This is a genomic window from Methylomagnum ishizawai (assembly GCF_019670005.1).
GTDB lineage: Bacteria > Pseudomonadota > Gammaproteobacteria > Methylococcales > Methylococcaceae > Methylomagnum > Methylomagnum ishizawai.
The window spans coordinates 3,704,295-3,728,009 of the sequence record NZ_AP019783.1 but is presented as its reverse complement, the minus strand read 5'-3'; the positions used below and the strand labels follow the sequence as shown (position 1 = coordinate 3,728,009).

Annotated in this window: 18 protein-coding genes; 4 read left to right on the top strand and 14 right to left on the bottom strand. The window is 66.7% G+C overall.

Annotated features, from left to right (window positions below):
• Positions 1-23 precede the first annotated feature (23 nt).
• The 6 genes from K5658_RS16895 to K5658_RS16870 all read right to left on the bottom strand — a co-directional run bounded on the left by K5658_RS16895 (position 24) and on the right by K5658_RS16870 (position 10,311).
• Positions 24-1,787 carry an ABC transporter ATP-binding protein/permease gene (locus K5658_RS16895; RefSeq protein ID WP_221064261.1) on the bottom strand — a complete coding sequence of 588 codons (1,764 nt, stop codon included), beginning with the start codon at positions 1,785-1,787 and terminating at the stop codon, positions 24-26.
• 41 nt (positions 1,788-1,828) lie between these two features.
• On the bottom strand, positions 1,829-3,454 hold the full coding sequence (locus tag K5658_RS16890) for an AAA family ATPase (RefSeq protein WP_221064260.1): 1,626 nt from the start codon (positions 3,452-3,454) through the stop codon (positions 1,829-1,831).
• A 350-nt stretch (positions 3,455-3,804) separates the two neighbouring features.
• Positions 3,805-4,698 (bottom strand): 1-phosphofructokinase family hexose kinase, encoded by an 894-nt coding sequence (locus K5658_RS16885; protein WP_221064259.1) that lies wholly within the window; start codon positions 4,696-4,698, stop codon positions 3,805-3,807.
• 167 nt (positions 4,699-4,865) lie between these two features.
• Positions 4,866-6,416: a nif-specific transcriptional activator NifA gene (gene nifA / locus K5658_RS16880; protein WP_085215403.1), complete on the bottom strand. Its 1,551-nt coding sequence runs from the start codon at positions 6,414-6,416 to the stop codon at positions 4,866-4,868.
• A 10-nt stretch (positions 6,417-6,426) separates the two neighbouring features.
• Entirely contained in the window at positions 6,427-8,031 is a 1,605-nt protein-coding gene (gene nifL / locus K5658_RS16875; RefSeq protein WP_221064258.1) for a nitrogen fixation negative regulator NifL, read from the bottom strand.
• 306 nt (positions 8,032-8,337) lie between these two features.
• On the bottom strand, positions 8,338-10,311 hold the full coding sequence (locus K5658_RS16870; RefSeq protein WP_221064257.1) for a DUF3604 domain-containing protein: 1,974 nt from the start codon (positions 10,309-10,311) through the stop codon (positions 8,338-8,340).
• Positions 10,312-10,717: 406 nt separating this feature from the next.
• Here K5658_RS16870 and K5658_RS16865 point away from each other — a divergent pair, with 406 nt between their 5' ends.
• Positions 10,718-11,584 carry a diguanylate cyclase gene (locus tag K5658_RS16865; RefSeq protein ID WP_221064256.1) on the top strand — a complete coding sequence of 289 codons (867 nt, stop codon included), beginning with the start codon at positions 10,718-10,720 and terminating at the stop codon, positions 11,582-11,584.
• A 2-nt stretch (positions 11,585-11,586) separates the two neighbouring features.
• Here the strand turns inward: K5658_RS16865 and K5658_RS16860 are convergent, their stop codons facing one another.
• On the bottom strand, positions 11,587-13,536 hold the full coding sequence (locus K5658_RS16860) for a C13 family peptidase (protein ID WP_221064255.1): 1,950 nt from the start codon (positions 13,534-13,536) through the stop codon (positions 11,587-11,589).
• Positions 13,537-13,672: 136 nt separating this feature from the next.
• Here K5658_RS16860 and K5658_RS16855 point away from each other — a divergent pair, with 136 nt between their 5' ends.
• Positions 13,673-13,981, top strand: coding sequence for a hypothetical protein (locus K5658_RS16855; protein ID WP_221064254.1), 309 nt, complete (start codon positions 13,673-13,675; stop codon positions 13,979-13,981).
• A gap of 28 nt (positions 13,982-14,009) precedes the next feature.
• Here the strand turns inward: K5658_RS16855 and K5658_RS16850 are convergent, their stop codons facing one another.
• The 6 genes from K5658_RS16850 to K5658_RS16825 form a co-directional block, all read right to left on the bottom strand.
• Positions 14,010-16,370: a hybrid sensor histidine kinase/response regulator gene (locus K5658_RS16850; protein ID WP_221064253.1), complete on the bottom strand. Its 2,361-nt coding sequence runs from the start codon at positions 16,368-16,370 to the stop codon at positions 14,010-14,012.
• A gap of 112 nt (positions 16,371-16,482) precedes the next feature.
• A complete protein-coding gene (locus tag K5658_RS16845; protein WP_221064252.1) occupies positions 16,483-16,923 on the bottom strand; it encodes a hypothetical protein in 441 nt (146 codons plus the stop codon).
• 24 nt (positions 16,924-16,947) lie between these two features.
• The gene (locus tag K5658_RS16840; RefSeq protein WP_221064251.1) at positions 16,948-17,268 is read right to left on the bottom strand and encodes a hypothetical protein; all 321 of its coding nucleotides are present in this window, start codon (positions 17,266-17,268) and stop codon (positions 16,948-16,950) included.
• A gap of 134 nt (positions 17,269-17,402) precedes the next feature.
• On the bottom strand, positions 17,403-17,876 hold the full coding sequence (locus K5658_RS16835) for a nuclear transport factor 2 family protein (RefSeq protein ID WP_221064250.1): 474 nt from the start codon (positions 17,874-17,876) through the stop codon (positions 17,403-17,405).
• Between the two features lie 45 nt (positions 17,877-17,921).
• The gene (locus tag K5658_RS16830; RefSeq protein WP_221064249.1) at positions 17,922-18,734 is read right to left on the bottom strand and encodes a PP2C family protein-serine/threonine phosphatase; all 813 of its coding nucleotides are present in this window, start codon (positions 18,732-18,734) and stop codon (positions 17,922-17,924) included.
• Positions 18,735-18,908: 174 nt separating this feature from the next.
• Entirely contained in the window at positions 18,909-19,796 is an 888-nt protein-coding gene (locus tag K5658_RS16825) for a type VI secretion system-associated FHA domain protein (RefSeq protein ID WP_221064248.1), read from the bottom strand.
• 99 nt (positions 19,797-19,895) lie between these two features.
• Here K5658_RS16825 and K5658_RS16820 point away from each other — a divergent pair, with 99 nt between their 5' ends.
• Together K5658_RS16820 and K5658_RS16815 are read left to right on the top strand one after the other, a co-directional pair.
• The gene (locus tag K5658_RS16820; protein ID WP_221064247.1) at positions 19,896-20,759 is read left to right on the top strand and encodes an alpha/beta fold hydrolase; all 864 of its coding nucleotides are present in this window, start codon (positions 19,896-19,898) and stop codon (positions 20,757-20,759) included.
• A gap of 35 nt (positions 20,760-20,794) precedes the next feature.
• A complete protein-coding gene (locus K5658_RS16815) occupies positions 20,795-23,374 on the top strand; it encodes a caspase family protein (protein WP_221064246.1) in 2,580 nt (859 codons plus the stop codon).
• Positions 23,375-23,461: 87 nt separating this feature from the next.
• Here the strand turns inward: K5658_RS16815 and K5658_RS16810 are convergent, their stop codons facing one another.
• Positions 23,462-23,704: a hypothetical protein gene (locus tag K5658_RS16810; RefSeq protein ID WP_221064245.1), complete on the bottom strand. Its 243-nt coding sequence runs from the start codon at positions 23,702-23,704 to the stop codon at positions 23,462-23,464.
• Between the last annotated feature and the right edge of the window lie 11 nt (positions 23,705-23,715).

The window sequence follows — 23,715 nt, the reverse complement described above, 5'->3', positions numbered from 1 at the left end:
GTGTCCCGGCCCGCCCAAGCCTTTCACGGCGGTGGCGCTTGGGGCGTCAACGGCCTGTCCCCCGGGCCCAGCCATCGGCGGCCGTTGTCCTTCCAGGACCAGCGGCCCTGGGCCTTCAATTCCAGCACGGCGTCGTAGCGCTCGATAGGCTCGTCGCCGTCGCGCTGCCCGTGGCGGCCGAAGGTGAGATAGGTGATATCGCGCCCGGTCAGCATCCTCAGCAATTCCCCGGCTTTTGCGGGATCGAGGTCGCCGCTGGGATTCTCGATCAGCACGAAGCGCGGCTGGGCCAGCAGCACGCGGGCGAAGGACATGAGTTGTTGTTCATCGACCGAGAGCGCGGCGTCCCAATCCTGCTCGGCCTCCAGGCCGCCGACGCGGGCCAGCACCGGCTCCAGTCCCAGGGTGTGCAGGGTTTCCAGCAAGGCCGTATCGGTGACGGCGATTCCCGGCGCGTCCGGGTTCAAGGCTTCGCGCAGGCTGCCGGGCGGCAGGTAGGGCCGTTCCGGCAAGAACTGGATGCGCCCGGCGCGGGGCCGGATCAAGCGCCCGGTGCCGGTGTCGAGGATGCCCGCCGTGGCCTTGAACAGCGCGTCCTTGGCCGTGGCGTCGAGGCCCGCTACCAGCACCCGCGTCCCGTGTGGGATCGATAGGGTCAGGTCGTCCACCAGGACGGTGTGGTCGATGGGCGAGCGCAGGGTCAGGTGTTCGTAGCCGATGCGGTCGTCGTCCTCGCCGAAATCCATGCCACACACGGTTTCGGTCTGGGTCAATTCGATGGCGTACCATAGATTGATGAGCCGCTCGATCACGGCGGCGAACGAGGACAGCGATTGGAACTGGGTGATGATGAGCGAGAACGCCCCGATCAACATCACGAAGGCCGCCGCCGATTGGGTGATGACGCCGAACTCGGCTTCCCCGTCGATGAACAAGGGCGCGACCAGCAGGATCGGGATCACCTGCACCAGATAGTTGTAGCCGGTGGTGAAGAAACCCAGGCGGCGGTTCACCAGGATGATCTGGTGGAAATTCTCCACCACCGCGTCGAATTGCCGGTATAGCCGCCGCGACATGCGCTCCTCCCGGTTCAAGAGGGCGATGGATTCGGCGCGTTCCCCCACATGCAACAGGCCGGAGCGGAAACTGGCCTCCTTGTCCAGCTGGGTGTAGTTCAGGTCGATCAGGCGATGGCCCAGGCGGAAGGTGATATAGGAGCCGAACGCCGCGTAGACCACCGCGACCAGGAACAAACGCGGGCTGATCGACCACAGCACCCCCGAGAACGCCAGCGCGGTGAACGTCCCGTTCAGCAGCATCAGCGCGAAGGACAGCGTGGTGGTGGTGAAGACCCGGACATCCTCGGCGATGCGCTGGTCGGCGTGTTCCATGCCGGTGCTTTTGATGAGGCTGTCGTTCATCCGGTAATAGCTGGGATAGCGCAGATACAAATCCAGGAATTGCCGGGTCATCCATTCCCGCCACAGGAGTCCCAGCCGTTCCTCGGCATAGCGCAGGAACACCGCCACCACGGTCAGGCAGGCGAACACGGCGGTGTAGATCGAAGCCTGCCGCAGATAGGCCGGTACGTTGCGGTCGGCGAGGGCGGACATGAAATCGCGCCCGACATAGCTGTTGAGGATGTTGAGTCCGTTCAGCCCGAACAACAGGGCGATGAGCAGGCCGAACAGGGCGATGGCCTGGGTGCCGGACGGCGAGCGGACGAAGTTGCGGATGAGTTGGAAGAACAAGCCCGAGCCTTGCTCGTTGATGGGGATGCGGAGCATGGTGGTTTTCTCCTGTGGGGACCGGCGTGGTGGTCGCGCCGTTATTCTTGTTTTTGACCGATGGCCCCGCCGTTTTCCGTCTCCGCTTTGCCGGGGTCGTCCCCATAGGCCAAGGCCATCCGCTCGCCCATGCGTTTGCGTAGCTTGGCCCGCCGCGAAGGCGTGACCCGTTCATGCAGCGCCCGGTGGTGGAGCGCGTGGACGAAGCCATACTGCGCGGCTACGGTGCCGTCCGGCCATTCGTCCACGCCTTGGCGCTCGATGAACTGCCTGCGCTTGGCCAGCGCTTGGCAGCGGGCCTCGATGGATTCGATATCCTGGTCCAGGGCCGCCGCCAGGCTCGCCGCCGAGAAGCTCCGGCCCGCGACGCTGGCGGTTTCGAGCAAGCCCTGGTCCGCTGCGTCCAGCCGTTCCAATTGCTGCTCGACCCATTCCAGCAAGCTGTCGGGCACCGCGGGTTCCATCCCATCCAGATCGACCGCCAGCCGCCAGTCCCCGTCTTCCCGCACCAGCCAATTCCGCGCCAGCGCGTGTTCCACCAGGCGGACCATGAGCAGGGGATGGCCCCCGGCGTGGCGCTGGACGAACGCCCCGAACCCGGCGGGCAGGCCGGGGCAGCGGGTTTCCAGGTAGTCCGCCACCGCCACCGGTTCCAAGGGCGGTAGCGCCAGTTCGGTGTAATGGCCGCGCTTGCGTAGTTCGTCGCGCAACCGCCGGAGGGGATGGCCGTCGCCCTGTGTTTCCACCGGCTGCTGGGTGCCCAGCACCAACAGCCGCGCCGCCTGCCGCCGCAGCGCCAGATAGGCCAGCAGGTTGAGGGTGGAAGCGTCGGCCCAGTGTAAATCCTCGAACCATAGCACCAAGGTCCGGTCGCCGCTGGCGCTTTCCAAGAATTGGGCCAGTTCCCGCACCAGTCTTTCGCGGGTGGGGCGGGCCGTGCCGTCGCCGCCGAGTTGGCAGGTGGCGGCGCAGGGCAGCAGCGAACACCAGCCCGGCGCGTAGCTGCGCAGCCGTTCCGCCCAGGGCCCGCTTTCCTGCCCGCCGCAAAGTTCCTCGATGGCTTCCTGGATCGGCATGAAGGGTTCCAGGGTGCCGAGCAATTCCGAACATTGCCCCCGCGCCACGCGGATATCGGGACGCCCGTCCAGGCTTTCCAGGAAGGCCGAGACCAGGGCGGTCTTCCCCAGGCCCGGCCCGCCGGAGACGAAGCCGAATTTGCGCTCGCCGCCCATGGCCTGGGCCAGCCAGGCGCGGAGTTCCCCGAGTTCCCGTTCCCGTCCGGTCAAGGGGCCGGAGGCCGGGGTTTTGAACGGGGTCGGGGCCGGGATGGCGGCGGGTTCGGCCAGCATCGGCGGCAAGGGCGGCGGCACGGCCAGCGCCACCTCGCCGATGAAGCGGTAGCCCAGGCCATGCACGGTCTCGATGAAACGGGGCGTTTTGGGCGGGTCGTCGAAGGCTTTGCGCAATTCGAGGATGTAATGGCGGATGCCGTCCTCGGTGATCAGCACATTGGGCCAGACCGCCTCGAACAGCGCTTCCTTGGTGACCAAGCGGCGGCGGTGTTCGATGAGATAGCGCAGCACGGCGAAGGCTTTGAGGCTCAGGGGGATATCCTGGCCGTCCCGCGACAGCTTTTGATTGACCGGATCGAGTCGGTAATCGGGCATTTCTTATTCTTCCTCTGGTTTGAGGGGGCGGGTGTGTGAATTCGCGCACATCATAACGCCCAGGCCGGGCGGCGAAGTAGGGCGGGCACGGCCTGATGGTCTTTGCCCATCCTGCAGCCTGCCGGGCCTTGGCCTCCCATGATCCCGCCCAAGCCCGGCGGATACGCCCATGGCGGCGCGATCTGGCCTGCGGAGGCCGATGTGGTGGGTTTATTCCGGCCCGAGGATTTGGCCGGGGCGGCGGCGCGATGGAGGAGGGGGCGGGGCGGGTGGCTTTGGTCCCGTGGCCCGGATTCCGGACGATGCGGGAAGGTCGGTTTAAACCATGGGAAGGAGGTCGGGAGACCGGCTCAAAGCCGTTTCAAGCACACCCCGTCCAACAACGGCTGGATTTCCTCCGGCGCGATCATCGCCACGTCCGGGCGCAGGGCGTTGGCCGCGCCCGCCGCCACGGCGTAGCGCAAGCGTGCCTCCCAGGACCATCCCGCCAGCCAGCCATGGGCCAAACCAGCCAGATAGCAATCCCCGGACCCAACCGGATTGACCTGCCGCAGGGCGGGAGGCCACACCCGCCATAGTTCCCGCCCGGATTCGACGATTTCGATGGCGGCGGCGCCATCGGTGATATGCAGTTCTTCGACGCGCTCCCAGCCGGGGCTTTGCGCCCATTCCTGCCGGTTGGGCTTGGACAGGCCGGGAGCCACGGGACCGGCCAGCGCCCGGCCCATCGCGGGACCGTAGGCATCCAGCCAACAACGCACCCCCCGCCGCCCGCATAGCGCCAGCAAATCGGCGTACAAGCCATCCGCCACCGGATCGGGCACCGAACCGCTGGCGATCACCAAGCGTACCGAGTCCAGCAGGCTTTCCACCCGTCCCAACAAAGCTTGGCACTCGGCCTCGGTCACCTGGAAGCCGCCCGGAAACACCGTGGTCGGATGTTCGTCCTGGGGGTCGGAGGCCATGAAGCCCACCCGGAGCGGGGCCAGGGTTTCGACAAAGGCGTCGTGTACGCCCTCGGCCCGGACCAGTTCGCGCAGCCAAGCCCCGCTATGGCCGCCCGCGAAGCCGGTCAAGGCCACCCGGTGTCCATGCCGGGCCAGGACGCGGGCCACGTTCACGCCCTTGCCCTCGGCGACCATGGCCAGCGCGGCCACGCGGTTGACCGCCCCCGGCGTGTATGGCCCCGGATGGACCAGGTTGAGGAGCGGATTGGCGTTGATGACCAGGGCGTCGAACAGCATGGGGCGCGGACTCGGCAGGTGGGGGGCGGGCGATTATCGCACCGTGGCGGGCGGGATTTCTTGATTCATGTCGCGCCGCGGTGGTTATCACCCAAGGCGGCGGGGCCGGGTGGACACGAAAAAGCCCCGCTGATCGGGGCTTTCGGTGGGGATGGGATGCGGCTGGTTTAAATCCGCTTCATCTTGATATTCAAAGTCTGCACCCGGTAAGCGATCTGCCGCGGTGTCATGTTGAGCAAACGCGCCGCCTTGGCCTGCACCCAGCCCGATTGCTCCAGGGCCGCGATGACCCGCTCGCGCTCGTCCAAGCTCTCGTCGGTGAAATCGATGGTGGCTTCCTTGCTGCTGGCGGAGGAAGGCTTGGGCGCGGGCGTGTTCAAATCGTCCTCGAAGCCGCTCAGGGCCAGCACATCGCGGTCGATCACCCCATCGGGGCTCATGATGGCGGCGCGTTCGATGCGGTTCTCCAGTTCGCGCACATTGCCCGGCCAGCTATAGCGCATCAACAGGCGGATGGCGCTTTCCTTGAGTTCCAAGGGTCGCCCGCCTTGTTGCTTGGAAATCCGCCCCAGCAGGAAGCGGGCGAGTTCCGGGATATCCTCCAAGCGCTCGCGCAAGGGCGGCAGGTGGATGGGCATGACGTTGAGGCGGTAATACAAATCCTCGCGGAACCGGCCTTCGTCCACCTCGTATTCCAGGTCGCGGTTGGTGGCGGCGATGATGCGGACGTTGACCTTGAGGGTCTGGCTGCCGCCGACCCGCTCGAATTCGCCCTCCTGGATCACCCGCAACAGTTTGGCTTGGAACGCCGGGGAAATCTCGCCGATTTCGTCCAGGAACAAGGTGCCGTTGTGGGCCAGCTCGAAACGGCCCTTGCGCAAAGTCACCGCGCCGCTGAACGCGCCCTTCTCGTGGCCGAACAATTCCGATTCCAACAGGTTGTCGGGCAGGGCCGCGCAATTCAACCTGAGGAACGGCCCGTTGGCGCAGGCCGAGTTGTAATGGATGGCGTTGGCGATGACCTCTTTACCCGTGCCGGATTCGCCCCGGATCAGCACCGTGGTGTTCCATTTCGACACCTGCCGCACCAGTTCCAATACCCGCATCATGGGCTGGGCGTGGCCGATGATGTTCTCGAAGCGGTAGTTCTTGCGCAGGGTCTGTTTGAGCTGGTCGCGCTCCATCGCCAAATCGCGCTGCTTCTGCTCCATGCTGCGCAACAGCCCCGCGCTCTGGGCGATGAGGTTGGCGACCATCTCCATGAAGCGGGCGCGATCCCTGAGCCAATCGTTGGCCACCGGCTGGGCGGCCAGGACGCCGACCATCTCGTTGTCGCCGACATGGATGGGCGAGCCGATGAAGGGCAGTTCCGGGTCGTAGAGCTTGAGCTTCCCCAGGAAGCGGGGTTCCTCGGCGAGGCGCTCGACGATGAGGGTGTCGCCCTTGTCCAGGATGGCCCCCACCAAGCCTTCGCCCGGTTGGTAGCTCACCTTGTCGTCCAGGGGTTCCCCGCCTTCGCGGTGTACCGCGCACACCGACAGCGCGTCGCTGTCCAGTTCCCGGAGGGTGATGAGCCCGGCCCTCATGCCGGCCCTCTGGTGCAACACTTCCAAGACCTGCCGGAGTTTGTCCTGCAAGCTCAAGGTGCCGTTCAAAACCCGGCTGACTTGATATAACGCGTCCAACTCATGCTCGACGAGTTCAGTGCGTTCAACCATGGAAATCCCCTTAATTCGCGGCGGAATGGTGTATGTCGAATTGCAGGCGGATACGGCAGCCATCGTGGTACTCCGGGTCGATCATGATCATTCCAGCGTGGCTGTTCACCACGTCCTGCACCATGGCGAGGCCCATGCCCGCTTGCCGGCCGGCCCCGCCCTTGGTGGAGAAGAATGGCTCGAACACCTTGGTCCTGAGTTCCACCGGGATGCCGGGACCGGAATCCTCGATCACGATGTGGATCAGGTCGGCTTCGGGCCGGGTGGCGATCCTGAGTTCGCGTGGCTTCGCACCATTTTGGCGCATGGCGTCGATGGCGTTCTCCAAGAGTTGCTTGAACATGGCGCGGAGGCGGTTTTCCAGCGCCATGATGGTGGGGAGGACCGGCGTCGGTTGCCATTCGATGATGATGCCGTCGGCCAGGAGCCGCGGCGTCAGCAGGATCAGCACCTCGTGCAGTAATTGGTTGATGTTGACCGGGGCGACCTTGGCCGGGTCGGCGTCGGGCATGCAGCCTTGCAGGGTGGCGACGGTGTCCTGGCCGGAATCCAGAGCTTGTTTTAATAGCCCCGCTAGGGCGGCGTTGTCGTCGCCGTTGCGGCGGCGGCGTTCCAGCATGTTCAGGGCGGCGGAGAGCATATTGACCGGGGCTTGGACCTGGTGGATCACCCCGGACAGGGTTTCCCTGAGGCTTTGGATGCGTTCCTCGTCGGCCATGATGGCTTTGAGCGCGTTGATGCGGATTTCCTCCTGCTGGCGCTTTTGCTGGGTGATATCGGTCAGGGTCAGCAGCAGGTAGGTTTGCTGGCGCTGCTGGAAATAGGCCTCGACGCCGATGTCGTTCTCCGAGAACCAGGTGCCGGCGCAGGAAAACCAGCGCGGTGGCCGGTAGCCGCCCAGGTCGACCCGGACTTCGTGGTTGCGGAAGCTTTTGCTGCGGCGTTCGAGGTCGTGCCAGCGCTCGCCCATCTCCTCACGCAGCATCCTCAAGAATAGCTGGATCGGCTCGGCCACGCCCAGTTCGCTGGTCAAGCCCTTATAGACCAGGTTGTCGAACACCACCCGGTCCTCCGCGTCGAGCAGGACGGTGGCGACCGGGATGGAATCGACCACGGTCTCGATCAGCTTCTTCTGGTTCTTGACCTTTTGCTCCAGGCCGTAGAACTCGGTCACGTCGCGGTGGATGCCGATGTAATGGGTGAGTTCGCCGCGCTCGTCCAGCATGGGGGCGATGGTGAGGTCGGCCAGGTATTTGCCCTGGGTCTTGTGGCGGTTGACCAGGACGCCCTGCCAGACCTTCTTCTGGCCCAGCGTGGCCCATAGGTCTTGGTAGACCCGTTTCGGCGTGATCTTGTCGGAGAGCATGGATTCGTTGCGGCCGATGGCTTCCTCGGGGCTGTAGCCGGTGATGCGGGTGAAGGCTTGGTTGACGTAGATGATGTTGGCGCGTTGGTCGGTGATGGAGATCGCGACGGGCGATTGGTCCATGGTTTCCATGAAGAGTCGCAGGGGGGTCATCTGGGGATTCTCGGTGGAGGGTTCGGGCAAGCCGGTCTGTGCTTCGCCGGTGTCGGGGATGGGGGTCAGCGTGCGTAACGCTTGCTCATATCGCATCGGCGTGGAGTCTCCTTGGGCATGGGTTTTTAGGCTGGCATAAAGCAAAAAACCCGCCAATGTCGGGATTGCTACCGTCACGCGGCCTAGGGACTTGATTTTGTTGGGTTCGCGACAAGGCCCGGATGGCGCTGTGGATTATGTGGGCTTTATGACAGCGGGATGAGGGCGATTTGGGGCGGGGCTGGGCCGGCTTGGTGCGGGGTCCGGCGGACCGGGTTCCCAGGCCGCCGCTCGACCGGGGGCCTGGGTGGCGTGCTTGCTTGCCGGGGAGCGGGATCGCGCCGCGCCCCGGCGGGGATACGATCAGTCCATGTCGTCGTCGGAGGCGCTGGCCGGTGCGCGGCGTGCGGGGGCCGCCGGGAGGCTGGCCGCTGCGGGCCGCGCCGACGCCTTGCCGGCCGCGTCGGGTTTGTCGACCCAGATCGGCGTGGACCAGGCGCGTTCCGAATTGCTCTGGGTGACCCTGAGGTAGTAGAAGTTTTTAGGGGCGGTGGGGGTGTCGGTGAAATCGATATTGATATGCCCCACCTTCGACGAGTCGCTCCGGATCACCGTGTTGTTGCGGATCAGTTCGGCCTTGACCTGTTGGGTCTGGGCTATCACTTCGTAATGCACCTGCACGGGATCGCCGGTGGTGAGCTGCGCCCCCATCCACGAGTCGTTGATGGTGAAGTCCAGGTAAATCCGGTCCGCGCTGGTGGCGTAGACCTGGAAGTTCTGCCAGGCGTCGAAGATGGCTTCCCGGGTCAATTCCTTGGCGCGGAAGGCCACCAAGCCACCGGGATAGGCCCCGCCGAAGGCCCGGCCCGGGTGGGAATCGTGCCCGTCCCCGGAGCCGATGACCCCGAAACGCCGCCCGGCGGCCAGCCCGCCCTGTAGGTAGTGGGACATATCCTTGCTGGCGTTGGGCAGCGGGGTGGGGTTGCCGGGATATTCGCTGGCCCCGTGCTTGGAATAGACTTCGACGAAGCGCTCCACGGTGTCGTTCCAGGCACCGAAGGCGTAGGGTTCGTTCGAGTCGTGGCCGAAGGCGTGCGGACCCGTGATGAGGTCGGTCCCGAACTGCTGGGCCAGGCTGTTCGTCAAGCCCTGGTAGGTCTGTTTGGCCCAGCCGTCCACGACCGGGGCGGTATCGCCACGGAAATACAGGTTGATATGGCCGCCCGGCAGGCTGGCCTCGAAGCCGAGGAGGGTCACGAATTCCCCCGGCTTATAGAAGGATTTGACCGCGGCTATGGTTTCCGGCCAGCGCTTCTGGGCGTGGTCGCTGAGCGCGCACACATCCAGGTGTTGCCCCGTCTGGGCGTACCAGAAATATTCTTCCGCGTTTTCCCCCAGGCCGTCGGAGAATTTGGTGTGGCCGTGGATATCGCCCCAATAAATCTTGTAGTTGGGTTCCTGGTTGAAGGCCTTGAAGGGGTTGCTGCCGCCCGTCAGCGTGCCGTCGCTGGCGGTGAGCCAATGGGGACCGGGGGTCGAGACCCGCACCTGGGTCAGCGCCCATCCATCGTCGAGCTTGAGATCTTTTGCCAGGACGTTGCCTTTTTCGTCGGTGATGGTGACCTTGCCGTTATAGGCGGGCACGGGGGTGGTGAAATAACTATTGTTGACGAAGTTGTTGAAGGCGTCCTCGGCATGTATCTGGAGGTCGAATGGTTGGTTCGCGACCACCTTCGAGGGCGCGACCAGCAGGAAATGGTGGGCGGGGGCCGGGATCACGTCGAATTGGGGCGAGGCGCTCCAATCGAACTTGCCGTCGGCGTTGAGGTCAGCCATGACCCTGAGTTCATGGTGGTCGTCCGATAGCTTTTGTTGGATCCCGCCATATTGGACGCTGCCGATGGTGATGGTGACGACTTCGCCGGGTTGTAGGGGTTGTTGGGCGACTTCCGCCACGATGCCGCGGTTGTACAGTGTGTCCCCTTTCGTGGTGAAGGCGCTGGCGGGGAGTTTCTTGAACTTGACCTTGAAGTTATTGGGGACCTTGCCCACGACCGATACGTAGCCCGGCGCTTGGGGTTGCGAAACCTGCGTCCCTTTCCATTGCGAGGAATGGTGGAAACCCAGCATGAGGCTGCCCTTCACGGGAAGGCCGTCCTTCCCGATGGTGATTTTGTATTCGAACGGGGTCGGTTGGCCCGCCACCACGAAGCCGGGGCTGACAAGTTGTACGGTGGGTGGGGTGGCGGAGCGGGCCAGGGGGGAAGTTAAGCCCAGGACGGTGCCCATGGCTAATAGAAGGGTGTTTTTGGTATGGGACGTTATTATTTTGGGCATGGCCGCCTCGATGAAGCAAATAAAAAAGCATTCTCCTGTGAATAAATGCAATTGTAGGGTTTATATGGGACGCGATCAAATGGTTTGAGACTGTCCGTATATGGATTGGTATGGTTTATGGTCTGTCCGGTTGGCTTGGCCTATCCCGCAGCTTGGATAGGCGGCTGATTCCAGGGTTATAGGGCAATCGTGAATGGACGGTTATGCCCATGGAATCGGTTGTATTCGGAGCGTGATTCCCCCTGTCCCGGAATCGCGGAAAAGGGTTCCGGGTTTATTGGATGGCGTGGGAACGGCGGGATTGGTGAGGGGCTGCGGATTTCCCGATTTCCGCCGATACTTATTGCCATGAAACGGACGGTCCCATCTCGGTGTCCGGTCCGGCCTTGCCCAGGAACAGCCCGCCATGCCCGCCACGGACCTGCTCGAAGCCTTGTTGCGTTCCCCGCTGATCCATTGGATTTTGGGGCTGTCCCTGCTCGCCCAACTCGCCGCGGCCGCCATGGCCTTCCGGCTGACCCGCATTTCCGGCTGGTATGTGCCCGCGTTGCTGATGACCTTGGGGCTGCTGGCGATGGCCCTGCGCCGCGCCTTGGGCTGGTACAGGCTGGTGGTGGCCGGGCCTTGGCCCATCGATCTGCTGCTGGAGGTATTGGGCTTGTTCGTGTCGGTCACCATGTGGGTGGGCCTGTGGTGGTTCTATCCGCTGCTCAAGAGCGACCGCCACCACCTCAAGATGCTGATGGCCCTGGCCAGCGTCGATGCCCTGACCCAATTGCCCAACCGCCGCGCCCTCGACATTTTGTTGGAGCATGAGTGGCGGCGCGGTGCCCGCGACCTGCATCCCTTGTCGATCATCATGGTCGATGTGGACCACTTCAAGGCCTACAACGACGCCTATGGGCATACCCAGGGCGATAACGTGCTGCGGCAGGTGGGGCGGGTGATCCGTAGGCTGGCCCGCCGCGCCGGGGATATTCCCACCCGCTACGGCGGCGAGGAATTCCTTATCATCCACGCCCACACCCCGCCGGAATTGGCGGCCCGGTTGGCGGAGCGCATCCGCGAGGGTGTGGAACGCTTGAACATTCCCCATGCCTCCGGCGCAAGCGGGGTGGTGACGGTCAGCCTGGGCGTCGCCACGGCCTTGCCCGTGGCGGAGGGGAATCCCAAAGCCCTGGTCGATGCCGCCGACACCGCGCTCTACCGGGCCAAGGACGGCGGACGGAACCGGGTGGTGGTGGCCGGGGGAGGCTTGGGACTCGAGGCTTGAGGTTACGGCTTCAGGGGCCGGTTTCCCGGCCTGGGCTTGGCCGCGGGGGCCGCCAGCCGCTGTTCCAGCGCCCGCAGCTTGGGCGCGATGTTCTTCCCGACATGGATTTGCGGCAGGGAAGGCTCGTTGCCTTCGGCCTGTTCGCGCCGTTCTATCGTCTGCCGCGCCATGTCGAAGGCCGCGACGAAGGAGCGGGTTTGCGCCAACGCCTCCACGAAATAAGCCTGCCCGAAATAGGTGAACTCGGAATCCACCCCGCAGCCGAACGAGGCCCGGTCGCGGCGGGCGGCGGTGAGGATCAGGGAATCGTCGTCCTTGAGCGCGTCCAGGAACCCCCCGGAATAACAGGCCGACACCACCACGATCCGCTGGCGGATACCGGCGCGGTCCAGCGCGGCCTTGAGCGTGGCGGCGGGCAGGTCGTCCAGGGGCAGGGGCTCGAAGCGCACCGAGAGCTTGTGGTCCTTCGAGCCATGCGAGGTCAGGAACAGGAACAGCACGTCCTCCTTGGGGTCCATGCGGCGGGCCACGGCTTGCAGGGCGGCGTCGAGGGCGTGGCGGTTGGCGATGGGCCAGCGGACCAGGGTGTCGGGGCTGTTGACCAGGGCGATGGAGCGGCCTTGGGTGTCGAAGCGCCGGTCGAACAAGTCCAGCGCGTACCCGACTTCATGGGCGAAGACCTGTTCGTCGGATTCTCCCGCGAAGCCCACGAAATACAGGTCGGCGACGCCGGGGCGTTGTGGGGCGAGGGCGTCGGTGGCTTCGCGCAGGAGCCGGTGCTGGCGGTAGAGGACTTCCTCGGCGTCGATCCGGGGAGCCGGGGCGGCGGTGGCTTCGTCCTCCGCCGGATAGAAAATCTCCTGGACCGGCAGTTGGAAGCCCACGCCCCAATCCAGCAGGGCGAAGGCGCTGGCGAGGAATAGCGCCACCGGGGCCGGTTGCCGGTAAACCCCGCCCACGGCGCGGAACACGATGGCGAAGTTCCACAGGAACCACGCCAGGAACAAGGCCCAGCCGATCCAGGGCGCGGCGGTTTCCCCGCCGCCCGGCAGCGCGGCATAGGCCAGCCGGTACAGGGCCGAGGTCAGCCATTCCGCCGCCGCGATCAAACCCAGCAAGCCCAGCAGGGGTTTGGTATCGCGGGCCAGGCCGCCCAGCGCCAGCCCGCTCAGCAGGAACAGCAGCATCCCGGCCCCGTGGTCGATCAAGCCGTAGGCGTCGAAGCGCGGCCGCGGCAGCGCGGCGGCGTAATCCCCCAACGCCGACACCCCCAGCCGCAAGGCCAGCAGCCCGGCCAGCACGCCGCCGCCCAGGGTGCGGACCGCGCCGCCCTCCAGCGGCCTGAACAGCGCGAGCCGGAAGCCGCCGCGCAGCGCTTCCGCGAATCCCGCCAGCACGCGCCGGCCCGGGCGTTCCGGCCGGTCCGGCAAGCGCCGGCGCCGGTGGCCGGGCTGGGCTTGCCAATAGCGGCGGACGAGATCGGCGAAAGCTCGAGGACCGTCCGGTTCGGGCAGGGCGCGTTTGGGCAGGGTCCAGAGGGGGCCGGAAACCGCGTGTAGGTGGAAATGCTCCGGTCCTTCCACCAGGGCCGCGAGGTCGGGCCAAGCCAGGAATCCGGCCTCCGGCCCCGCGGCCCGCACCAGCCCGGCGGGCGTGACCACGAGCCGGCACACGCCCGTGGGCGGCGCGGTGTCGGCGGTATCGGGATAGCAGCGCCGCCACAGGGCCAGCGCCAGGCCGGACAGCCCGAACAAGGCGGCGGTGCCGAACAGCAACACATCGCGCCAATCGGGGGCGTCGGTCCGGGCCGCGACGGCGAGGCCCAGCCCTAGCCCCAGGAGGACGATCCATAACGGCGGGTCCGGGGGCCGGCCTTGGTCGCGTAGGTGACGGAGATGGGCCGCGGTGTCGGCGGGGGTGGGTTCGTAGCGGATTTCCATGCGCGGTTTCATTGCGGTGGGCGACTCCGGGCCGGGAGGCGTGGGAACGGCTTGGCTTTCTTGCGGGTGGGCTATCGGTTAATCTGCACCCGACCGGCCGGCACAGGTCGGCGCACAATCCGATAATTCTTGCAGAGGAGGCCATGTCATGGTGTTGATTTCAATGTTGCTGACCGCGGGGATCGCGTTCTGGTTCTATCGCACGGCGGAGCGGCTGGGCTCGAAAGCCATGCATTGGGGCGTGGCCGGGGCCATCGCCTACCAAGTGCCCGCCTGGGCCTGGATGATGCTGGTATCGAGACCGTATATGGCGGGCATCCGGGGCGTGGCCGCCAAGACCACGCTGTCCGCCAGCCTGATGAGCCACTCCTGGGTGGTGGTGGGAATCCTTTGCGCCTGGGTGGTCTATAGGTTCTTCCTGCTGAAAACCACCGTGAAGGACGGGGCGGCGGAATAGGCCGTCCCGTCCCCGCTCCGGGCCGTCCCTAGGCGGGGCGGTCCGAACATTCCGCCAACACCGCTTGCAAGGCGTCGAAATCCACCGGCTTGACCAGATGCCGGTCGAATCCGGCCAGTTGCGATTTCTCGCGGTCTTCCGTCTGTCCATAGCCGGTCAGGGCGACCAACTGGGTCGCCGGCACCGCGCCGCGCCGCCGCAGTTCCCGCGCCACGCTGTAGCCATCCATCCCCGGCAGGCCGATATCCAGCAACACCACGGCGGGTTGGTGGTTCAGGGCGAGGTCGAGGGCGGTTTCGCCGTCGTAGGCGGTCAGCACCTCGTGGCCTTCGCCCAGCAGCAACAGCGCCATGCTGTCCGCCGCGTCGAAATTATCGTCCACGACCAGGATGCGCAGCCGCTCGCCGGTTTTGCGGACCGGGTCGGGCCGGGCGACCGCGCCCACGTCCAGCAGATCGCGCAGGCAGGGCAGGCGGACGACGAACTCGCTGCCCCGGCCCCGGCCCGCGCTATGGGCCTCGACCTGTCCGCCATGCATCCCCACCAGTTTTTCCACCAAGGACAGGCCGATGCCCAGCCCGCCCTCGGAACGGTCCAGGGTGCGGTCCACTTGGTAGAACAGGTCGAACAAGTGCGGCAGGACGGCGGGGTCGATGCCGCGGCCATTGTCCTCCACCCGGATCAGGGCGTGGCCGTCGGCGCATTCGACCCCGAGCCGGATGCTCCCGCCGATATCGGTGTATTTGGCAGCGTTGTTGAGCAGGTTCGAGACCACTTGCGCCAGCCGTACCAGATCGCCCTCGACCCACAACGGTTCCTCGGGCAGGTGCAGGCTGAGTTCGTGGCGGCGGGATTCGATCAGGGGCAGGCTGGTTTCCAAGGCCCGTTGCAGGATATCGGTGAGCGTGAACGTGCCTTTGCGCAGCTCGATCTGGCCGCGGGAAATCCGCGACACGTCCAATAGGTCGTCCACCAGCCGCGCCAGATGCTCGGTTTGGCGCTGGATGATCGAATGGCAACCGCCGATTTGGACCTCGGACAGTTCGCCGCGCCGCTTGAGGATTTCCACGGCGTTGCGGATCGGGGCCAGGGGATTGCGGAGTTCGTGGGCCAGCATGGCGAGGAATTCGTCCTTGCGGCGGTCGGCTTCGCGCAGGGCTTGTTCGGAGCGCTTGCGCTCGGTGATGTCCTGCGACAAGCCGAGCAACCGGACCGGGCGGCCCGCGGCGTCGCGTTCCACCCGGCCCCGTTCGTAGACCCAGGCGCTGCCGCCGTCGGGATAGAGGATGCGGAATTCGTTTTCGTAGCGGCCGTCCGCGCTGGTCAGCGCGGCGTGGATTTGGGCGATGAAGCGCAGGCGGTCTTCGGGATGCACGGCCTGGCAGACCGCGCCGAAAGGGTTGGGGGCGTCTTCCGGGCTGGCGGACGGGGCATCGGGGGCGATGAAGCGGCGGACCTGGTCGCGTTGGATATCCCATTCGAAGGAGGTCAGCCGGGCCGCGTCCAGGGCCAGCCGCAGCCGCAGTTCGTTGTTGCGGGCGCGTTCCTCGGCGTTCTTGCGGTCGGTGATGTTGACCGCCGCGCAGACCAGGCCGGCGACCGCGCCCGCCGCGTATTGGGGGCGCACCGCCAGATCGTACCAGTGCGGCCCGCCCTGGCCGAGGATCGGCACCTCTTCGCGGGCGGGCCGCCCGGTGTCCAGCACCCGGCGCTTGAGCGCGGTCAGGCGGGCGGCGTCGGCGGGTTGCTCGAACAACTCGGCATCGGTCGCGCCCAGCACTTGCTCGTCGCGGAAGCCGAGGGTGCAATTGTGGACCCAGGTATAGCGGAGGTCGCGGTCCTGCGCGAACACCACCACCGGGGAGTTTTCCAGGGCGGCGGCGAAGCGCCCGTGGGCCAGGCGCAGCCGTTCCTCGCTGGCGCGCAGCGCGGCCTCGGTGTGTTTCTGCGCGGTGATTTCCAGGGCCACGATGCCGATTCCGGTGCCGGCGGCGGACCCGTCGGGCCGCACCGGGTAGACGTGGGCCAGCCAATGGCGGAGCATGCCGGGTTGCGCGGGGGTTCGCCCGGCGATTTCGAGGCTCGCGGGGGGATGCCCCCCGGCGAGGACGGCGTGGCAGATCGGTTCGAGCCGCGGCCAGAGGGTCGGCACCACCTCGGCCACCCGGCGGCCCAGCATGTGCTCCACCGCCAGGCCGACGAATCCGGCCAGGGCCGGGTTGACGCGGACCAGGCGGAAATCGGTGTCGATATAGGCGAACCCCGCCGGAGACGCCGCCAACAGGCCGTCCAGCAAAGCCCGCTCGCAGAAGGCGGCGGGTTCGGATGGGCGCTCGGCGGAATCCGCCGGGAGCGCGGGGCCGGGCGGGTCGGGGTGGTCGGATGTCATGGGCGGGGAGCGCGGGTGGCGTCGGGCGGGGGGAAAACCCGTACTGTACTCCCGAATCCAGACTTGTTTAATACAGGGGAAGGACGCCCGGACCCGCGCCGGCTGTCCGCGCTCAGCCCGCCAGCAGATATTCGTAGGCCCAGCGCAACATGGCCATTTCCACCGGATGGCCGCCGCGCAGTTCGGTGATGGGGTGGAACGCCGCCCCCTTGAGCCGGGCCGCCTCGTGCGGCGGGTCGTGGCTGGTGAAGCGGGCCAGGTGCAGATCGACCACCGCCCTCGGGATTTCGGCCCGGCGCAGGAAGTCCGGCTCCACCACCAGCATCCCCGGCTCGAAGCCCAGGCTGGCGTTGAGCCGCATGCCCAGGGTCACTTGCTGGATGAGGTCGAGCTTGGGCCGGGGCGGGTCGTCCTCGATGGGGCTGGTCAGGAACGGCAGTGGGCGCGGGGCCAGCACGCTGCCCGAGGCGTGGCGCATGAACAGCAGCCGGGCGCTGATGGGCTGCAAATGGTAGAGCAGGAAGCGGGGTTCGGCATGGGGCGGGAGGCTCATGGCGCGGTTCCGGGGCTGGGGCGCTCAGCCCGGCTGGCGGGCGCGGAGCGTGGTCCAGCCCCTCGGGACCGGATTGCGGAGCGGGAAGGCCGGGTCGATGGGATGGGCCTGCCGGGGCCGTTCGCTGAACACCCCGCAGATATCGCAGAGCGGGATGACCCGGTCTTCCGGCGCGCCATCGTCGGGACAGACCGTCCCGCGCACCACGACCACCCCGGTTTGCGGGCTGCCGCGGGCGATGAGGTCGTGCGGGCGGAAGCGCGGGAGCATACTGCCGTCGTTCAACATGACCTGGGTCGAGAGGCCCTGGTCGATCAGGCGGATCAAGGAATTGACGTGGTTCATCGGGATGGGTGCCGGGGCTATGGGATGGGACCGATAGCCCCATTATGCCCCGCGTGCCGGGCCGATGGGGGCGCATTCCGGGAGTGGATTGTTTACCGGATGATAACGGGCGGGGTTCCGTCGTCGAGCGCGGCTCAGAGTCCGAGTTCGCCCAGGCCGGGATGGCCGTCTGGGCGGCGGCCTTGGGGCCAATGGAATTTGCGCTCGGATTCCGGGATGGGCAGGTCGTTGATGCTGGCATAGCGCCGGGCCATGAGGCCGTGTTCGTCGAATTCCCAGTTCTCGTTGCCGTAGGAGCGGTACCAATTCCCGGCGTCGTCGTGCCATTCGTAGGCGAAGCGCACCGCGATACGGTGGCCCTCGAAGGCCCACAATTCCTTGATGAGCCGGTAGTCCAGTTCGCGCGCCCATTTGCGGGCCAGGAACCGGGCGATTTGCTCGCGCCCTTGCGGGAATTCGGCGCGGTTGCGCCATTGGCTATCGGCCGTGTAGGCCAGGACCACCCGCGCCGGGTCGCGGCTGTTCCAGGCGTCCTCGGCCATGCGGACCTTTTGGACGGCGGTTTCACGGGTGAAGGGCGGCAAAGGGGGACGGGCTTCTGGATGCATCGGATGGCCTCGGGGCAAGGGCGGCGCCAGGGCCGCGGGGTGGAATCAAGCGGGGATGGGCTCGGGGCGGATCAGCACCACCGTGACATTGTCGCGCCCGCCATGGGCGAGGGTGGCGTCGATCAGGGCTTTGGTGGCGGCGGCGAGGTCGGCGGCGGCGAGGTGGCGGGCGATCTCGCCGTCGTCGAGTTCCTTCGCCAGGCCGTCGCTGCATAGGAGATAGAGATCGCCCGGCGCGGCCTCGAAACGGAGGCTGTCCAGCTCCAGCCGGGATTCCGCGCCGACGGCGCGGGTGATGATATTGGTCCCGCCTTCGGCGGAGGCTTCCTCGGGGGTCATGAGCCCGGCCCGCACCAATTCGTCCGTCAGCGAATGGTCGGTGCTGAGTTGTTCGAGCCGCTCGTCGCGGTAGCGGTAGAGGCGGCTGTCGCCGGCCCAGAAAGCCTCGCAGCGCAGTCCCTTGGCCACCAGGGCCACCACCGTGCTGCCGATGATCTGCCCGGAACTGGATTCGGCCGCCAGCCGGTGCAGATGGCGGTTGACCTCTTCGATGCCTTGTTTGACCCGCGCGGCTTGGGTGTCGAGTTCGGCGGCGGCTTCGAGGGTGGCCAAGGCTTGGACCAGGGCGTTGCTGGCGACATCCCCGGCCTGGTGCCCGCCCATGCCGTCCGCCACCATCCACAGGCCGATATCCGGGCGGGCCAGGAAGGCGTCTTCGTTGATCTTGCGGCGATGTCCCACATCGGTGAGTCCGTGGGAATGCCAGCGCACCGGCTGGGGCGGGATGGCCGCGTCCGCCGCCGGGGGCTTGCCCGCCTTGGCTTGATTGGTGAAACCGAACAGGTGTTTGATTTTCATAGGCTATCCTCTTTGCTCGGTTCCCGGCCCTGGCTGGCGGCAACCCGGCCATCCTCCTTCAAGCCGCCGTCCAGCGGACGGCGGTATCTCCTAAGGCCGCGTCCGCCACCTGTGCTAACTATAGCGGACATTGCGCCGCGCCAGTAAGCGGGCCGGGCCGCCGCCGCGCGGGGGTTAGCGTCCTTTGACCGTGCGTAGCAGGCGTAATTGCCGCTGGTAGGTCTTGACGAATTCCGCGCCCAGGAAATTTTGCGCGATGTCCTTGGCCAAGCCCGGATAGGCTGTGCGGAAGGTTTCCCAGCACCGCGCCGGGTCCGGGTCGCCGCCGATCCGGGCGAGTCCGTCGGGGTCGAAGCGCCGGAGGGCCACGGCCAGTTCCGCCTGTAGGGCCGCGTGCAGGGCCAGCTTTTGGTGGGCGGCGTCCTCGAGGCGGTCGAGCAGGGCGTCGAGCGGGTCGGTGGCCGCGCCGGGACCGGGCAGCAGCAGGTGTTCGAGCGCGGCGTCCAGGCAGGCGGATTGGGCGGCGGGATCGGTGGCGTCCGCCGCCGGGCCGGGATGGAGGGGGGAGGGGGCCAGGGCGGCTTCGGCCAGGGGACGGAACAGGGCGCCCAAGGCACGCATGAGTCCGGGCAGGTCTTCCGGCTTGAAGCGGTGGCGGAGGTCCAGCCCCGCGCCTTCCAGGAACTCCTGGAACAAGTCCGGGTTGGGCCGGTCGGGTTTGGAGCCGGTTTCCGCATCGGGCAGCAATGCAACGGCGATTTCATAATCGCCGATGCGGAGGATATCGCCTGGGCGCAGGGCCAGGGTATCTTGTTCCAACAGGAGGTTGCGGGTCGCGAAATAGGTGCCGCCGCTGCTGGTGTCGGTATAACGGTAGTCGCCGTCCTGGTAGGCGATGCTGCCGTGCTTGCGGGAGATGAAGCCCTCGGGGTCCGGGAGCCGCAGTTGGTTGCTGGACGAGCGCCCGATGGAACCGCCCGCCGTGTCGAATAAATGGGAAAGGGCGCTCTGGGGTGGCCCGCCCCGCCAGGTGAGGACGTTCAGGAGCAGCAGCATCGGCATTGTTGTTCTGATTGAATGACTGCTTGTGGTGGGGGAGGCGGGTCTACATCGCCGTCGCCTGGATAGACTACAAGTTTAAACCGAATCCACAAACCCGCTATGACACAGGTCCGCCCCGTTTGGGTTGCGCGGAAATTGCGCTGGAGATGGGTCCGAGCCTGGACGCTGTCGGCGCTGTGCGCCGTGCTGGCGGGTTGCGCCTCCCCGGCCGGGCGGGTTTACGCCATGGCGGCGGCGGCGGGTTTCCAGGCCTTGTCCCTGGAGGGCGGGGGTTTCCGGCTGGCGGCGTTCTACAAGCCCGCCGCCGTCCCGAATCCGGTCCTGCATGTCTATTTGGAAGGCGATGGCACGCCTTGGGAATCGCGCTGGCGCATCGCCCAAGACCCCACGCCGCGCCATCCTTTGATGTTGCGATTGATGGCCTTGGACCCGGCCCCGGCCCTGTATCTGGGACGGCCTTGCTATCACGGCCATGCCCAGGACGCGGGCTGTTCCCCGGCGCTGTGGACCGACCGCCGTTATGGGCCGGAGGTGGTGGAGGCGCTCGCGGCGGGTTTGCGCGGCTTCGTCCGGGCGCGGGGTTTCCGGCGGCTCCGCTTGTTCGGCCACAGCGGCGGCGGGGCCTTGGCGGTCCTCCTGGCCCCGCGCCTGCCCGGCACCCTGGCCCTGGTCACTGTGGCCGGCAACCTGGATAGCGCCGCCTGGACCGCCTATCACGGCTATAGCCCCTTGGCCGGTTCCCTCAATCCCGCCGACCTGGCCCCCGTGGTGGCGGAATACCATTATCTCGGCGCGGACGATCCGGTTATCCCGCCCCAGGTATTCGCGCCCATCGCCCGCAACCGTTCACCGGGAAACTGGGTAATATTGCCGAAAATGGGCCACGGCTGTTGTTGGGAGGCGGAATGGGGGCTTATCCTAAAGCGGCTGGAACCCGGCCCGGCCCTCCCCCACCATGAATAAGCGCGTTTGCAGATCCCCAGCGGAGAATTCGCCACATGAATAAAACCACCCTGGCTTTCGCCGTCGCCACGGCCTTGCTGGTCGGCTGCGCCACCCAGCCCCCCGCCCCGGAGGCGTCCGCCGCCAGGGCCGTGGAAGGCTATATCGAGGATGTGGACAAGCTCAACGTGGTCGATTGCCTCCTGCCCGGCCAGTTGCGCAAGCTGGGCTCGCAAATGACCTATCTCAGCGGCCGCCGCCCGATCCGCACCACCGAGGCCGATTGCGAGGTCCGGGGCGGCGAATACGTGGCCTACGACCGCGCCGATTACGCCAGCGCCCTCAAGGTCTGGCGGTCCAAGGCCGAGGAAGGCGACGCCACGGCCCAGCTCTACGTGGGCCAGATTTACGAGAAGGGCCTGGGCCAGGCCCCCGATTACCGGGCCGCCGCCGATTGGTACCGCAAAGCCGCCGCCCAGGGCAACGCCCAGGCCCAGGTCAACCTGGGCGCGATGTACGAAAAGGGCTTGGGCGTGCCCAAGGACGCCGCCGCCGCCGCCCAATGGTATGGCAAGGCGTCGGGGCTGGACGGGGCCGGACTCCAGTTCGCCGCAGCGCCCACCGCGCCCGCGACCTTGCAGCAGCAAAGCCAGTCCCAGGAGGCCGGGGGTTCCCGCGAGGAACTCGACCAACTCCGCCTGGACGCCGAGCGCAGCCAACGCGAAGCCCAGGAACTCCGGGCCAGGCTCGCCGCGGTCGAGCAGCAAAAGGGCGCGGGCGCGGCCCAGAAACAGCGGGAAATCGAAGCCCTGCGCCAATCCGCCGAGCGCAGCCAGCAGGAAGCCGAGCAATTGCGGGCGCAACTCGACGCCGCCAAGCGCCAAAGCGCCGATCAAGCCGGGCAACTCGGGGCCGAGCAACGGCGCGAACTGGAAACCTATAAGCTCGCCGCCGACCAAAGCCGCCGCGAGGCCGAGCGGCTCCGCGCCCAACTCGACGCCACCCGCCAGGATTTGCTGGACCAGCAGGAGCAACTGCGCAAATCCCAGGATGAACTGGAACAACTCCGCGAGCGTCTGGCCCAGCAAAAAGTCTCCGCGCCCGCCGGGGACGATGCCAAGGTCCGCGAACTCGAAGCCGAGTTGAAGCGCAAGGAAACCCAGCTCAAGGCCCAACAGGCCAGCGTCAACAAGATGGCGGCGTCCTTCGACAAGGAGCGCGGCAAGATGCGCAAGGAATTGGCGGCGGCGCAGGCGACCGCCAAGGCCGCGACCACCGCCCAAGCCGCCGCCCCGGCCAATCCGGCCCGCGAGCAACTGGCCTCCACCGAGAACGCCCTCAACGCCAAGCTGGAGCAATACCGCAAAAGCTCCGCCGAACTGACCACGCTCCTGACCCGCCCCGGCCAGGGCGGCGCGGACCGGACCGAGATCGACCGCCGCAAGGCCGAACTCCAGGCCCAGGCCAAGGAAATCACCGGCTTGAAGGACGAGGCGCAACGGCTGGCGCTACAGGCCAAGGAACCGCCCATACAGCTGGCCGAGGCCGGCCCCGGCATCGAGATCATCGAGCCGCCCGCGACCCTGACCCGCGGCATGAAGGTGGTCCAGGTCGGGCTCGGTGCCAAGGATATCGTCGGCAAGGTGCAAGCCCCGGATCAACTCAAATCCCTGCGGGTCAACGACCAGCCGGTCACGCCCGACGCCGCCGGCCTGTTCCGCTTCCCCGCCACGCTGAACGGGGCCGAGACCACGGTCAAGATCACCGCCACCGACCAGCGGAACCAGACTTCCCACCTCGACCTGAGCCTGGTCGCCGCCGGGGCGCCCGCCGCCACCCCGGCACCGGCCACGGCCAATCCGGGCGGCATCGACCAACCGGGCGATGTGAAATTCGGCAAGTTCTACGCCCTCATCATCGGCAACCAGACCTACACCGCCTATCCGGCCCTGCAAACCCCGGCCAACGACGCCAAGAGCCTGGACGTGGTGCTGAGGGAGCGCTATGGCTTCGACACCAAGCTGCTGTTGAACGCCAACCGCCACCAGATCATGACCGCGCTCAACGAGATCCATAAAAGGCTGACCCCCGACGACAACCTGCTGATCTATTACGCCGGCCACGGCGAGATCGACAAGGCCACCCAGCAAGCCTATTGGCTGCCCACCGATGCGGAGGTGGGCAATCCCGCCAACTGGATTTCCAGCCAGAGCATCACCGATTTCATCGGCATCCTGCCGGCCCGCCATGTGATGGTGGTGGCGGATTCCTGTTATTCCGGGGCGATGACCGGCTCGGCGGTGGCCAAGCTCCCGGACGGCATGGACCCCGACAAGCGGGCCAAATGGCTGAAGGTGATGGCGGGCCGCAAGGCGCGTACCGTGCTGACCTCGGGCGGGGTGCAGCCGGTGCTGGACCAGGGCGGCGGCGGGCATTCGGTGTTCGCCAACGCCTTCCTGGGTGTGCTGCGTAGCAACCAGCGGGTGCTGGAGGATTACGATGTGTTCCGCTCGGTGGCGGGGCAGGTCCAGGGCGCGGCGTCCAAGGCCGGGTTCCGGCAATCGCCGCAATACGCCCCGCTCCAGCACGCCGGGCACGAAGGCAGCCCGTTCTTCTTCGTGCCCGGAAACGCCTGATCCACCCGCCCGGAAAAAGCCGAAGGCCCGGCCCGTCTTCCCGTACACAGCGGGGGGACGGGCCGGGCCTTGTCGCGTCCGGCGTGCCTAGCGGTCCCAGGTTGCCACCGGGTGCCGGTTGATGGCCCGGCATTCGGCGAGTTCCTCGTCCGCTTCCGCGAAGGAGCGGAACGGGCCGAAAACCTGGGAGCCCGCCGTGAAGAACCAATCCTTGCGGCCGGTCTTGTCGTCGAGCCGGAAATAGAGCTGGAATGGGTTGGGGGCGAGACGATCCGGGGCCATGGTCGATGGCCGCCCTTCGCGGGCGGTGGGCAGATGATTTCCTGACACTTCTCTCTCTC

Bases quoted from the DNA above. Each gene is read 5' to 3' on its own strand.
- K5658_RS16895 (WP_221064261.1), bottom strand. From the start codon at position 1,787: ATGCTCCGCATCCCCATCAACGAGCAAGGCTCGGGCTTGTTCTTCCAA.
- K5658_RS16890 (WP_221064260.1), bottom strand. From the start codon at position 3,454: ATGCCCGATTACCGACTCGATCCGGTCAATCAAAAGCTGTCGCGGGAC.
- K5658_RS16885 (WP_221064259.1), bottom strand. From the start codon at position 4,698: ATGCTGTTCGACGCCCTGGTCATCAACGCCAATCCGCTCCTCAACCTG.
- nifA (WP_085215403.1), bottom strand. From the start codon at position 6,416: ATGGTTGAACGCACTGAACTCGTCGAGCATGAGTTGGACGCGTTATAT.
- nifL (WP_221064258.1), bottom strand. From the start codon at position 8,031: ATGCGATATGAGCAAGCGTTACGCACGCTGACCCCCATCCCCGACACC.
- K5658_RS16870 (WP_221064257.1), bottom strand. From the start codon at position 10,311: ATGCCCAAAATAATAACGTCCCATACCAAAAACACCCTTCTATTAGCC.
- K5658_RS16865 (WP_221064256.1), top strand. From the start codon at position 10,718: ATGCCCGCCACGGACCTGCTCGAAGCCTTGTTGCGTTCCCCGCTGATC.
- K5658_RS16860 (WP_221064255.1), bottom strand. From the start codon at position 13,536: ATGAAACCGCGCATGGAAATCCGCTACGAACCCACCCCCGCCGACACC.
- K5658_RS16855 (WP_221064254.1), top strand. From the start codon at position 13,673: ATGGTGTTGATTTCAATGTTGCTGACCGCGGGGATCGCGTTCTGGTTC.
- K5658_RS16850 (WP_221064253.1), bottom strand. From the start codon at position 16,370: ATGACATCCGACCACCCCGACCCGCCCGGCCCCGCGCTCCCGGCGGAT.
- K5658_RS16845 (WP_221064252.1), bottom strand. From the start codon at position 16,923: ATGAGCCTCCCGCCCCATGCCGAACCCCGCTTCCTGCTCTACCATTTG.
- K5658_RS16840 (WP_221064251.1), bottom strand. From the start codon at position 17,268: ATGAACCACGTCAATTCCTTGATCCGCCTGATCGACCAGGGCCTCTCG.
- K5658_RS16835 (WP_221064250.1), bottom strand. From the start codon at position 17,876: ATGCATCCAGAAGCCCGTCCCCCTTTGCCGCCCTTCACCCGTGAAACC.
- K5658_RS16830 (WP_221064249.1), bottom strand. From the start codon at position 18,734: ATGAAAATCAAACACCTGTTCGGTTTCACCAATCAAGCCAAGGCGGGC.
- K5658_RS16825 (WP_221064248.1), bottom strand. From the start codon at position 19,796: ATGCCGATGCTGCTGCTCCTGAACGTCCTCACCTGGCGGGGCGGGCCA.
- K5658_RS16820 (WP_221064247.1), top strand. From the start codon at position 19,896: ATGACACAGGTCCGCCCCGTTTGGGTTGCGCGGAAATTGCGCTGGAGA.
- K5658_RS16815 (WP_221064246.1), top strand. From the start codon at position 20,795: ATGAATAAAACCACCCTGGCTTTCGCCGTCGCCACGGCCTTGCTGGTC.